This is a genomic window from Sulfitobacter noctilucicola (genome assembly GCF_000622385.1).
Classification (GTDB): Bacteria; Pseudomonadota; Alphaproteobacteria; order Rhodobacterales; family Rhodobacteraceae; genus Sulfitobacter; species Sulfitobacter noctilucicola.
The window spans coordinates 2,034,203-2,046,672 of the sequence record NZ_JASD01000008.1 but is presented as its reverse complement, the minus strand read 5'-3'; the positions used below and the strand labels follow the sequence as shown (position 1 = coordinate 2,046,672).

The 12,470-nt window shown below is 57.1% G+C and carries 13 protein-coding genes; 6 read left to right on the top strand and 7 right to left on the bottom strand.

The window, feature by feature from the left end; translation table 11 throughout:
• Positions 1–52: 52 nt before the first annotated feature.
• Positions 53–217 (bottom strand): twin-arginine translocation signal domain-containing protein, encoded by a 165-nt coding sequence (locus Z946_RS0113690; RefSeq protein ID WP_025056294.1) that lies wholly within the window; start codon positions 215–217, stop codon positions 53–55.
• A gap of 101 nt (positions 218–318) precedes the next feature.
• Between Z946_RS0113690 and Z946_RS0113685 the strand changes: the two genes are divergently transcribed.
• Together Z946_RS0113685 and Z946_RS0113680 are read left to right on the top strand one after the other, a co-directional pair.
• Positions 319–1,422 carry a pyridoxal phosphate-dependent aminotransferase gene (locus Z946_RS0113685; protein WP_025056293.1) on the top strand — a complete coding sequence of 368 codons (1,104 nt, stop codon included), beginning with the start codon at positions 319–321 and terminating at the stop codon, positions 1,420–1,422.
• A 53-nt stretch (positions 1,423–1,475) separates the two neighbouring features.
• A complete protein-coding gene (locus tag Z946_RS0113680) occupies positions 1,476–1,658 on the top strand; it encodes a hypothetical protein (RefSeq protein WP_025056292.1) in 183 nt (60 codons plus the stop codon).
• 7 nt (positions 1,659–1,665) lie between these two features.
• Here Z946_RS0113680 and Z946_RS0113675 read toward each other — a convergent pair whose 3' ends face one another.
• Complete coding sequence (locus Z946_RS0113675) at positions 1,666–2,874, bottom strand: pyridoxal-phosphate-dependent aminotransferase family protein (protein WP_025056291.1); 1,209 nt, start codon at positions 2,872–2,874, stop codon at positions 1,666–1,668.
• 143 nt (positions 2,875–3,017) lie between these two features.
• Between Z946_RS0113675 and Z946_RS0113670 the strand changes: the two genes are divergently transcribed.
• Entirely contained in the window at positions 3,018–4,832 is a 1,815-nt protein-coding gene (locus Z946_RS0113670; protein WP_025056290.1) for an ABC transporter ATP-binding protein, read from the top strand.
• Here Z946_RS0113670 and Z946_RS0113665 read toward each other — a convergent pair.
• Positions 4,829–5,506: a TIGR04283 family arsenosugar biosynthesis glycosyltransferase gene (locus tag Z946_RS0113665; protein ID WP_025056289.1), complete on the bottom strand. Its 678-nt coding sequence runs from the start codon at positions 5,504–5,506 to the stop codon at positions 4,829–4,831. The two genes, Z946_RS0113670 and Z946_RS0113665, sit on opposite strands and share 4 nt — an antisense overlap.
• 65 nt (positions 5,507–5,571) lie before the next feature.
• Between Z946_RS0113665 and ygfZ the strand changes: the two genes are divergently transcribed.
• Positions 5,572–6,324: a CAF17-like 4Fe-4S cluster assembly/insertion protein YgfZ gene (gene ygfZ / locus Z946_RS0113660; protein WP_025056288.1), complete on the top strand. Its 753-nt coding sequence runs from the start codon at positions 5,572–5,574 to the stop codon at positions 6,322–6,324.
• A gap of 101 nt (positions 6,325–6,425) precedes the next feature.
• On the opposite strand, the gene efp is transcribed toward ygfZ, so the two are convergent.
• The gene (gene efp / locus Z946_RS0113655) at positions 6,426–6,989 is read right to left on the bottom strand and encodes an elongation factor P (protein ID WP_025056287.1); all 564 of its coding nucleotides are present in this window, start codon (positions 6,987–6,989) and stop codon (positions 6,426–6,428) included.
• 211 nt (positions 6,990–7,200) lie between these two features.
• On the opposite strand from efp, the gene Z946_RS0113645 reads away from it, so the two are divergent.
• Complete coding sequence (locus tag Z946_RS0113645; protein WP_025056286.1) at positions 7,201–7,521, top strand: DUF6280 family protein; 321 nt, start codon at positions 7,201–7,203, stop codon at positions 7,519–7,521.
• 67 nt (positions 7,522–7,588) lie between these two features.
• Here the strand turns inward: Z946_RS0113645 and Z946_RS0113640 are convergent, their stop codons facing one another.
• Complete coding sequence (locus Z946_RS0113640) at positions 7,589–8,167, bottom strand: hypothetical protein (protein WP_025056285.1); 579 nt, start codon at positions 8,165–8,167, stop codon at positions 7,589–7,591.
• 98 nt (positions 8,168–8,265) lie between these two features.
• Between Z946_RS0113640 and Z946_RS0113635 the strand changes: the two genes are divergently transcribed.
• A complete protein-coding gene (locus Z946_RS0113635) occupies positions 8,266–9,723 on the top strand; it encodes a cobyric acid synthase (protein ID WP_025056284.1) in 1,458 nt (485 codons plus the stop codon).
• A 10-nt stretch (positions 9,724–9,733) separates the two neighbouring features.
• Here Z946_RS0113635 and Z946_RS21525 read toward each other — a convergent pair whose 3' ends face one another.
• A complete protein-coding gene (locus Z946_RS21525) occupies positions 9,734–10,951 on the bottom strand; it encodes a putative sodium/potassium/calcium exchanger (RefSeq protein ID WP_025056283.1) in 1,218 nt (405 codons plus the stop codon).
• A gap of 75 nt (positions 10,952–11,026) precedes the next feature.
• Positions 11,027–12,451, bottom strand: coding sequence for a TolC family outer membrane protein (locus Z946_RS0113625; protein WP_025056282.1), 1,425 nt, complete (start codon positions 12,449–12,451; stop codon positions 11,027–11,029).
• Positions 12,452–12,470: the final 19 nt, after the last annotated feature.

Genomic DNA, 12,470 nt, shown 5'->3' with positions numbered 1-12,470 from the left:
TACCTGCCCCGACTGTGCCAGCAAAACGTGGCGGCAGTTCACCTGCCAATCATCAGGGCACCAAACGGTCTATTGCGCGCATCATGCCTAGGCTTTTGTCATAAACGAGAGTGAGAATATGTCGGGCTTGCGGTTTCGTCGCAAGTGACGGCACCACGCGCACAGCGCCTGCAGCAGCGGTCACGGCAATAAACCCGCGACGGGTCAGCTTGGCCATTCGAATTGCTCCTTCTTTGTTGCGAGCGATTCTCATATAGGCATCGCGTTGCCCTCTTCCAACCCTTGCCCAGCGCAAGGAGTGCGCCTATCACCGTTGCCATGAACCATTATCGCCTTACCTCGCTTGCTCAATCCCTGCCTGCAACTGTCCCGTTCGTCGGGCCGGAGACGCAAGAACGACAGTTTGGACGCCCCTTCAAAGCAAGGCTGGGTGCGAACGAGAATGTCTTCGGTCCCTCCCCCAAAGCGATTGAGGCAATGGCCGAGGCCGATCACTGGATGTACGGCGATCCTGAGAGCTTCGAGCTGCGCGGGGCGCTCGCGGCCCATCACGGCACCACGCCTGACCATATAATAGTGGGTGAAGGAATTGACGGGTTGCTGGGGTATCTGGTGCGTTTGTTCGTTGGTCAGAGCGATGCAGTTGTAACCTCGGATGGGGCTTACCCTACTTTCAACTACCATGTGGCCGGTTACGGAGGTGTCCTGCACAAGGTGCCCTACCGCGACGATTATGAAGACCCCGAAGCGCTGTTTGCCAAGGCTGCCGAAGTGAATGCAAAGCTTGTCTACCTTGCCAACCCGGATAACCCGATGGGGTCCTGGCATAGCGGGTCATCCCTTGCTGCAGCGATGGACCATTTGCCGGACGGTAGTCTATTGGTTCTCGATGAGGCCTATATAGACACCGCACCGGAAGGGACGGCACTACCGCTGAGTTGGGACGACCCCCGCGTGATCCGCATGCGCACCTTTTCAAAGGCTTACGGGATGGCAGGCGCGCGCGTTGGATACGCCATTGCAGCGCCTGAGCTGATTACAGCCTTCCATAAAGTGCGCAACCATTTCGGCATGAACAGGGCTGCACAGGCCGGTGCACTGGCAGCACTCGCGGATCAGGAATGGCTCGCGCAGGTCAAGGCAAAGATTGTCGAGGCGCGTAACCGTATCAGCGCCATTGCACAAGATAACGGGCTGGTCGCCCTACCCTCTGCTGCGAATTTCGTGACAATTGATTGTGGACGTGACGGGGCTTTTGCCAAGGCGGTGCTGGAGGGTCTGGTTGCGCGTGGCATCTTTGTCCGCATGCCTTTTGTGGCCCCGCAAAACCGATGCATCCGCATCAGTTGCGGCACGCCCGACCAGCTGGATTTGCTGGCGTCCGAACTGCCATCGGTACTGAACCACGCAAAAATAAGCTGACGTTAAGCTGCCCCGCCCTATAGTCTTTGATGGATCAGCCAAAGAGACTTCGAATGCGCGATACAGATGAACGGCCATCAGCCCCGAATTTCACCCAAGCCTGCATTGTGATGTTCGGGATCAACCTGACATGGGTGTTGTTTGCAATCTGGGCTGTTTGGGGCATGTTCGCGGTGGCTGCCGTTGGGTGGGCCGTGAACCAGCTCATCAACCGAATTGCAATTTCCCGCAGCTGATACCGACCTACCCCGTTGCAATTACTTGTGCAGCGGCGTCCAGCGCACCGGTACCATGATCGATCTTGAGCGCCCGTAGGCCGCTTTCAATGCCGCCCAGCATTCCCATCACCATCTGACCGTTCACATGCCCCATGTGACCCAGACGGAAAAAACCGTGCCATGAAGGATCGCCCGGTTCTGCCATGCCAAGGCCAATGCCCAGCGTAAGACCAAGCTCTTTTTCAACCCAGTCGCGCAGTTCGGTCGCTTGCGGGGACTGAAGCCGCAACGAGGTAACAGCGTTGCTGCGATGCGCAGGATCGGCCACGTTCATTCCAAAGGTACCAGCGGTGCTCCATGCCTCGCAAGCGGCCCAGATCGCGCGGGCCAAAACGCTGTGGCGGGCCCAGACCTGCTCGATCCCTTCTTCGTGGATCATATCAAGTGCGGTGCGCAATCCGTACAGGTGGTGTGTCGGTGCCGTGCCACCATGGTACTGAAAGAACTCTGTTGCATGGGCCCGTGGTGTCCAATCCCAGTACCAGCTGACGCGCTCCATCTTGGCGCGGGCTTCTTCGGCGCGGTCATTGAAGAAAACAAATGACATGCCTGGCGGCACCATCAGCCCTTTCTGGCACCCCGTCACCATGACATCGACGCCCCATGCGTCCATCTCAAAGCGATCACAGCCCAAGGATGCGATGCAATCGGCCATCAGCAATGCGGGGTGACCCGCAGCATCCAGAACTTCGCGCAAGGATTTGATATCGTTTCGGATCGATGTTGACGTATCGACATGTACGGCGAGAACCGCCTTGATGGCGTGATTTTTGTCAGCCGCCAGCGCCTGTGCGATCCGGTCCATATCCATCGGGCTTTGCTTGCCAAAATCGATTGTCTCGACGTCGGCACCCAGTGCGGCTGCCGTTTGCCCCCAACCGATGCCAAAGCGCCCTGTAGCCGGAACAAGCACCTTGTCGCCCGGCGAAAGGATGTTGGACAGCGATGCTTCCCAAGCGGCATGGCCGTTCCCTGTATACATCGCCACGTGATGCTTGGTACGCGCCACCCGTTTGAGATCAGCTGTGATCCCTGGCATCATTTCCACCAGTTCGCCAGCGTAAATATTGGGCGCAGCACGGTGCATGGCACGCAGGACCGCATCGGGCATTACAGAGGGACCGGGAATGGCAAGATAAGAGCGCCCCTGCGCAAGCGATGTCGGTTGTGTCATGGACCTGACCTTTCAATGAAGTGGTAGTGCCGACACTAGGCTTGGGCACAGTCGCGTCAACACCGGATCGGCCCTGCCTTGCCCTGTTCCGGCCGAATGCGTAGAGGTAGCTTGATCCTGAGCAACCGAAGGTAAATCCGGCGATGAATGACCAGACCTACACGTCTCGCGATCTGATGGGTTGGCTGTGGCGCGATTACCTCAAGAAACACATCTGGCTCATGACGCTTGCTGTAGTTTTCATGGTGATTGAAGGCAGCACACTCGGTGCGCTAGCCCGCCTGATGGAGCCGATGTTCGACCGGGTGTTTGTGGCAGGACAGGAAGATGCGCTGATCTGGGTGGGCCTCACGCTGATCGGGATTTTCGTGCTGCGCGCCATCGCGGGCGTCAGTCAGAAGGTATTGCTGACAAAGGTTGCCCAGCGCACGGCAGCAGATATGCGCATTGACCTGTTAGAACGGATGATGAAGCAGGACGGGGCCTTTCACCAAAGCCATCCGCCAGGCTTTCTGATCCAACGTGTGCAGTCGGATGTGAATGCAGTTGGCGATGTCTGGCGGGCGGTTATCACCGGCGCGGGGCGCGACTTTATCGGGCTTCTGGTTCTACTCGGTGTGGCCATCTCTATTGATCCGGTGTGGGCGCTGCTCGCTTGTGTGGGCATTCCGGTTATGGTGCTGCCCGCCGCGATGGCGCAACGCTTTGTGCGCAAACGCGCCCGCGAAGCGCGAGACCTTGGTGCTGATCTGGCGACGCGACTGGACGAGGTGTTTCATGGTATCGTTCAGGTCAAACTGAATGCGCTTGAAGCGTACCAAACGCGCCAGTACCGCGATCTGACGGGACGATTTATCGACACCGAAGTGCGTGCAGCCTTTGGGAACTCGGCCATTCCCGGCATGGTCGATATACTCTCCGGTCTCGGTTTCATGGCAGTGATCCTTTACGGCGGATCCGAGATTATCTCGGGCGATAAGACCATCGGCCAATTCATGACGTTCTTCACGGCGATGGGGTTTGCGTTCAGTCCCTTACGGCGTCTGGGCGGTATGGCCGGGCTATGGCAGATCGCAGCGGCGGCGCTAGAGCGCATTCGCGAATTGCTGGATGCACCCGTACACCTGAAAGATCCTGCAAAGCCTGTCACTGCGCCCGTTGGCACGCCAGAGATAAAACTGACTGATGTCGACCTTTCCTATGGCGAAACCCGCGTGTTGGACCGTTTATCTTTCACCGCCAAAGCCGGTCAGACGACCGCCCTCGTGGGGGCTTCTGGTGCGGGAAAGTCGACTGTATTTAACGTGCTGACCCGCCTGATCGACGCCCAGAAAGGCTCTGCCACTCTGGGCGGCGTTGCGACCACGGAAATGCGGTTGGCCGATCTGCGAAAGCTGTTCTCTGTGGTGACGCAAGAAGCACTCTTGTTTGATGATACGCTGCGGGAAAACATACTTCTGGGACGCACGGACGTCACGGACGCCCGTCTTAAAGAAGTGTTAGATGCGGCGCATGTGTCCGATTTCCTACCAAAGCTCGACAAAGGTCTGGAAACACTGGTCGGACCCCGAGGATCTGCTCTTTCGGGTGGACAGCGCCAGCGTGTTGTGATCGCCCGCGCCCTGTTGCGTGATACGCCGATCCTGTTGCTGGACGAGGCCACAAGTGCGCTTGATGCACAGTCGGAGCAGACCGTGCAAACAGCGCTGGATCGATTGTCCAAAGGGCGCACTACGATCGTGATCGCGCACCGTCTGGCGACAATTCGCAATGCAGACCATATCGTGGTAATGGATCGTGGCCGCGTGGTTGAAGAAGGAACGCACGAGGGCCTGCTTGCACAAGGCGGTGCCTATGCCGAGCTGTATCAACTGCAATTCAAGGGCAATGCACCGACACCTGTTGCGAGCCAACACGCGAAAGCAGGCGGTTTCTTCAACCGCCTTTTAGGCCGCTAGCGGCGGTAGCTTTCAGAGAGCTTCGTCGTGTCCGCCCCTGCGAAATAGCGGCCAAGGGTCCAAAGGTTGCGCACCCCCCGTTTAATCCACCCCTGCCTTGCGTATTTATCGGCGCTGGTTTGTGCCACAACATCAAGCCCAACAAGGCGACCTTTGAGCGCGCGCGCCAGTGCAACATCTTCCATCAACGGCACATCGGGATATCCCCCGACGCGGGCATAGAGGCTTGACGAAATAAGGAGCCCCTGATCGCCATAGGGTAGTCCGAACCGGCTCCGCAGGTTGGCCCAGCCCGCAACGACCTGCGCGCCGATCCCTGTGCGATCAAACCGGAGATGGAACCAAGCCGCGCGATCGCGCTTTGACAGATGTGCTTGCACCTCTTTGGTCCATCCCGGCTGCAACACAGTGTCAGCATGCAGCACCAATAACCAATCGCCTTTGGCCACGTCACATCCCCGACGAAGTTGGCCGCCGCGTGTGGCCGACCCTTCGATAACTATGGCACCCCAAGCCTGAGCGATGACACCCGTTGCATCCTGTGACCCACCATCGGAAATGACCAACTCACGGATTAATCCCGCCTCCAGCCCTTCCATCAGTGCGGTTAGGCAGTCGGGTAATGAACTCTCGGCGTTGAGGGTCGGTATGATAATTGTGATCGGCGCAGGCATGCTTGCCCCTTTTGGTCTGGCGTGACACCACTATATCGCAAAGAAGCCGGAAAAGGACAGAACCCATGACCAAACGCCGCATTCTGCGTCTCAGCGGGGCTGACACCCGCGATTTTCTGCAAGGACTGGTCACCAATGACGTGTCCAAGCTGGAAAGCGGTGCCGTCTATGCAGCGCTGCTGACACCACAGGGCAAATACATGGCGGATTTCTTTCTGCTGCCGGACGGGGACACGGTCCTCCTCGACGTAGCGGATGAATTAGGTGATTTGGTCACACAGCGTCTCTCGATGTACAAGCTGAGGGCCGATGTCACGATAGAGACAGTTCCGCTTCATCTGCACCGTGGCTTGGGAGAGGTCCCCGAAGATGGCTTTGCCGATCCACGTGAATCTGCCCTTGGCTGGCGGGCCTATCGCGATAGCGAGCAGACGGAAGACGACACCGATTGGGAGGCACTGCGCGTGGCGCATTTAGTGCCGGAAACCGGTATCGAGCTGACGCCCGATACCTTCATTCTTGAGGCGGGGTTTGAGCGTCTTGGTGGGGTCGATTTCCGCAAAGGCTGTTATGTAGGTCAGGAAGTGACCGCACGGATGAAGCACAAGACCGAACTGCGCAAGGGGTTGGCCCGCGTAGATGTCAAAGGTACTGCGCCTGTCGGGTCCGAATTGCTCAGCAACGGGAAAGCAGCGGGCGTTTTGTTCACCCAGAGCGGGGACCAAGGCATCGCTTATCTGCGATTCGACCGCGCATCAGGCCCGATGGAGGCCGGTTCGGCCAAGGTTTCATGGAGACCTGAAAAGAAAAGTCTTTAAAGTTGAATCAAAAAGCCCTGCACACGGCAGGGCTTGAAGGTCTTCAAGACAGTTAACGAAAGATTACTTGGCGTCAACTGAAAGGGTCTTTGTGGCCGAAATCAAGCGCGCTCCACGTATTCCATTGTCTCTGTGTTCACCACGATGTCTTCATCTTGCCCCACAAACGGTGGCACGGAAACCTTAACGCCGTTGTCCAGAACGGCCGGTTTGAACGAGTTCGCAGCAGTCTGACCTTTCACGACAGGCTCGGTTTCGACAACCTTGCACACCACTTTCTGAGGCAAAGACGCATTGAGCGGCTCATCTCCGTGGTATTCGACAACGACCATCATACCGTCTTGCAGGAACGGACGACGTTCACCCAAGAGCTCGGCTGAAAGCTGCACCTGATCATATGTATCAGTGTCCATCAGCACCAGCATCCCACTGTCTTCATAGAGAAATTGCTGATCCTTCTGCTCAAGGCGTACACGCTCTACCTTGTCAGCTGAACGGAAGCGTTCATTGAGCTTTGATCCGTTGCGCAGGTTGCGCATCTCGACCTGAGCAAAGGCACCCCCTTTGCCCGGCTTTACATGGTCGACTTTGACCGCAGCCCAGAGGCCGCCGTTGTGCTCCAGAACGTTACCGGGGCGAATTTCATTTCCGTTAATTTTGGGCATTGTGGCAAAACCATGGCAAAAGGTTGATGAATGTATAACGGGACCTATATCTGGGAGAATGGGACCCTGCAAGCCAACCAGATGTCGTTATTCGGTATGCGATATCTGCATAGGACCCATGCAATAAAGTAGTATCCGAATCGAAGGATATCGGTCATAAGGAACTCCACGCCGAAATGACAAGAGCAAGAATAACAGAAAGGACGACGAGATGAGAGATTTCGTTGATGGCACCGCTTTCAATAACGAGCAAGGAAATCGGGCCCGCAAACTTTTCGCAGCTGTGGTACTGGCTGCCTTGGATGATGCAATCGCCGACGACAAGAAATATGGCAACGGACCAGAGCAGATCGCCCGCTGGGCCCGCTCCCGCGATGGCCGCGAAGTGCTGAGCTGCGCCGGGATCGACCCCAACGAGCGTGTGGTATCAGGTTTGATGGATTTTGTTGGCAAAGGTGTGCGGACATCTGTTGCGTTGTCGCGCGAAGAATCCGAGCGTCGTCACGCCGCGCAGCAGGCTGAAGCTGCATAACCATTCCCTTTTGAGGGTAAAATCAACGCAGCCTACGGGCTGCGTTTTTTTATGCGTGAATGGCACCCTACCCGCCTGCGAACACGAACATCCATATCCGGGCAACCATCAATTCCGCCGCGACCAACGCAATAGTGAGAAGGCCGAGCCACCAACCGGGCCGGCGCATCAAAATGACACCCCCGCAGATCAGAGCAACTGTAGCTTCGACCGGTGCGATCCAAAGCGCACCATGCGCACGGTCCCAATAGCTGATCGGGCTTTCGAATATCCAATCCGTCATCGGCCATAGATGTGGCCTTCCATCGTCGTGGTGAAGTGGGAAGTCCAAAGCCAGATGCAACAGCGCCGCCCCTGTGAGCGCCATTGCCCATCGGCTTTGCCGCCAAAGGGCCAGCACAAACAAAGCCCCCCAGACGATAAACGAATTATCGACGGCAAAGACCGCCTGCCAAAGGTCCGAGAAATAAAGCTCGTCAAACACCACTCGAGGCGGGATGTTGAGCAGATGCATAGAGACACCTGCCAATACGTATAGTGACAGATCTGGCAGCAAGGCACCGGCCAAAGCCGCCCAAACCAATTGGCGTTCGCCGCGCTTCCCAAAGACTGCAGCGCCAATCAGCAGATGCGCAGGGGTATTCATGGGGCTAACCGCCTTGGCAACTGATCCCTTTGCATAAATGGCCTTTCACCGGGTCTTTATTTGCGCCAGTTTGCAGCAAACTGCGCAAGGCTCAACAGATGACAAAAGCGATTATGATACAAGGCACCGGCAGCAATGTCGGAAAGTCCATGATCGTGGCAGGGCTGATCCGCGCATGTGTTAAACGCGGCTTGAACGTGCGCCCCTTCAAGCCACAGAACATGTCGAACAACGCGGCCGTGACCGAGGACGGCGGCGAAATCGGTCGCGCGCAGGCGCTACAGGCGCGCGCTGCGGGTGTACCACCGCACACCGACATGAACCCCATCCTTCTCAAGCCACAATCCGCGACCGGTGCGCAGGTGATCGTGCAGGGCCAGATCGCAGGCCATCAGGAAGCCGCAGCTTTTGGCAGGAACAAGTCCGCACTGATGCCTGCGGTTCTTCAGTCGTTTCAAAGGCTTGCAGCCGGATGCGATCTCATCATCATCGAAGGTGCCGGCAGCCCTGCAGAGACAAACCTGCGCAGCGGGGATATCGCAAACATGGGCTTTGCTGGTGCCGCCCAGGTACCCGTTGTTCTGATGGGCGACATCGACCGCGGTGGTGTGATTGCACAGATTGTCGGCACGCAAGCAGTGCTAGATTCCACCGACAACGCACTGGTTTGCGGTTTTGCCGTGAACAAGTTTCGCGGGGACCGCAGCCTGTTTGACGCCGGACGCGATGACATTGTGGCGCGCACCGGATGGCCCAGCCTTGGCGTCATTCCTTGGTTTGATGCAGCGCACCGCTTGCCCGCAGAGGATGTGATGGACCTGCCTGCCCGCGCACGATCGAAAGGTGCGGGATGTGTGATTGCCGTGCCGCGCCTTCCGCGCATTTCAAACTTTGACGATCTCGATCCACTTGCAGCCGAGCCGGGCGTGGACCTCCGCATCATCATGCCGGGCCAGCCGTTGCCTGCGGATGCCGATCTAATCCTGCTTGTCGGAAGCAAAGCGACGATCGCCGATCTGGCGGCGCTGAGGGCCGAAGGATGGGATATCGACATCGCCGCGCATACTCGGCGGGGCGGTCAGGTTCTGGGCTTGTGCGGCGGCTATCAGATGCTGGGAAAGACCATTGCAGACCCCGATGGGATCGAAGGAGAGCCGGGAACCGTTACAGGGCTAGGACATCTTGATATCCATACGGTAATGGCTCCGATCAAGCATTTGTCCCTAAAGACCGGCGTCCATCCAGAAAGCGGAACTGAGCTTTCCGGCTACGAAATCCATATCGGAGAAACGAGCGGACCTGACACCGAGCGCGCTTGGTTGCGTTTTGACGGCAAGCCGGAGGGCGCTACCAGCAAAGACGGCCTCGTACGCGGATGCTATATGCATGGGCTGTTTAATGCAGACGCGTTTCGGGCAGTATTCCTGTCGCAACTCGGTGCGGGATCGCAGTTGAACTTCGAAGCAGGCGTCGAAGACGCCCTTGACGCATTGGCGTTGCATATGGAACGTTACTTCGACATCGATCAGCTGTTGGCACTTGCCAAAGAGGTTTGAGGCTGAAGCGCTATTCCAGATCCTGAGCGGTCAACGCACGGTGAATTTCACGTCGTACCAGCTTGCGCACGTTACGCGTGATCCGCTCACCCAGAGCACCTTGTAACTCGGCACGCACAATGTCGCTGATTAAATCACGCAAAGCGTCTTCATCCAGCAGTTGCTCTTCTTCGCCTAGATCAATCTTCGCATCTGAGGGTTTTCCAGCAGCTCCTGCCATCATCGGCTGATCGTCTGATCCGTCATTTTGTCGGGCAGCACCTTCCGCTTCGCGATGGTCGTCCTGAACTTCTTTCGTGTTCTGACCTTCTAAAGTATCCGCTTCATCGTTCGGCGGACGGAAAAACTCTTCTGCGGACTGGGTGTCATCCTCCCACTCCATTGTGTCCGGCTCAGTACCGGCATAATCGCCGTCACCCGCTTCGTCCGGTTCCCAGGTATCAGAGATTTGCCCGATCGCCGTTTCCAGCGCTGCAATCTTTGCCGTCAGAGCAGCAGACTTTTCGACGTGCGCTTGCGTGTCATCAGTCTGACCGTCCTGCTTTGCAGCCTCGGCATGATCGTCCGTTTGGACATGCTCTTCATCCGCAAGCATATCTGCGCGCTGTGCCCCTTCGGTGTGCAAGTCGTCGCTCTGACCTTCAGCGTGGATTTCTCCCTCAGAAACCGCATCGTGCATCTCGGATTCTTTTAGTTCCGCGCTCAGCAGCACGGCTTCTGACAAATCACGCTCGGTATTTGCGTCGTCGCGCGCCCCACCGAAGTCGTAATCATCCGGCGAAGTATGGACGCTGATCTCTTCCTCACCATCGATGTTGTCATCGTCATCAAACTGATATGGATCGTCAGCGTAATCCTGTGCCGGATCGTCGAAAAGCGACTCGTCTTCGGTCGCCGACATATCGGAAACCTCGGTCGGGTCGGAATCATCTACATCTTCATGCGCAGGCACGTAAGTATCAATTGCTTCATCATCAGAAACGAGACTGCTGATCGACATCTCGGAACGTTCAGCGACATCTGGTGACTGAGCAGATACCGCATCATGCGACGCCTGCTCAGCAGGTGTCTCATTAGGTGTGGTGACGCGCAAAGCGGGCGTCAGCACCAGTCTATCGTTGCGCAAGTCAGCTTTGGGTGCCTGAACGGGACGCTTGTCTTCTGATACCAGACGACGGATCGAAGACAGAACATCCTCTACCTCAGCATTCGTAACCGGGTCGGACATTGTTAATTACCACTCTTTCTCTCACGCTCAGGGTAGCTCTTAACAGAGATTCCATCAATGGTTGGTGAAAATTTGTCAGTCTTTTTGCAGCGCCCGCAACACACGGTCCAGCTTCTGGCCCTCTTTTGAGCGTTTTGCAGGGCTGTCTTTTACCAGATTATAGTACTCTGTCGGATCGTAAATCTGAACCGGAAGCTGCAAGTCTTTTGCCGTCAGGCGCCCGGTAGATGCAAGGATCGAGTAAGCTGCAAAATAAAGGCTCGCACGGGCAGAAACCTGCAAAGACTGGGCATCCAGCAGCGCCTGTTCAGCATCAAGCACGTCCAGAGTAGTCCGCGCACCAAGTGTGGCTTCCTCGCGGATACCACGGAACGCGATACGCGCAGCACGCACCTGACGTTCGGATGCGGCAAGCTGTGCCTGAACCGTCGTCAAAGTAGCATAGGCATTGCCCACATCCTGCTGCACAGCATGACGCACCACATGCAAATTACCGCGCTGTGCATCTGCGCGGGCTTGCGCCTGCCGATTGCTCGCGGACAAGGCACCGCCTTGATAGATGGTCTGACCGGCCTCAAGGCCAACACTGCCGCCGCGATTGAAATCACTCGAGCTCAGGCTCTCAGTTGCGGTCAAACGGCCCGTCAGACTGATGGTCGGCTTCATATCTGCCGCAGTCGCCTGCACCAGCAAATCCGCCGCGGCGACCTGACGCTGAGCGCTAAGCATGGACGGGTGTCTGCGCACTGCGATTGCTTTTGCCGCGTCAACACTATCCTCAATGGCAGGCAGACCGGGAGGCTGACGCAACCGACCGGGTGCGCGACCCACGACGTTGCGGTATTCTTCTGTCGCGCTGATCAATTGACCGCGCGCTGCCGCAAGACCGCTTCTTGCTTGCGCAAGTTGAGCCTGCGCAAGCGCCACGTCCGTGCGGGTGACTTCACCCACTTCGAAACGGTCATTGGCCGCGCGTTGTTCTTCCGTCAGCAATCGGACGTTGTTTTCACGCAGCGCCACAAATTCCGACGCTTCGATCACGCCCATATAGGCCTGAACCGCACGCAACAATACCTGCTGCTCGATGTCGATCAGCGCCTCACGCGTTGCCAAAACTGTTTCTTTCGCTGCTTCGACGCGGAAAGCCCGAGACCCGAAATCATAAAGCACCAAAGACGCGGCCAAGCCGACCGCAGCACTAAGGCTATCGTTGTTAAAGCTGTTGACGGAAGACGCTGTGCGCACTGTACCGTATGTCTGGGTAAGGCTAGCTGACCATGACAGGACCGGTTTCAATGTTGCAACCGCTGCCGCGACATCCTCGTCCGCAGCCCGCAACAGAGCCCTGTTCTGCTGCAACAGACCGGAATGGGTGTAAGCCCCAACCAGCGCATCAGCGAGCGTATCAGCTGTTCCGGTGCGCGGCAAAGCAACGCCGGCCATTACAACGCAGGCAGCAACGCCCATCCGCAAAACTAATGTGATTTTCTGGACTACCATGGGTCTTTGACCTCTTTCC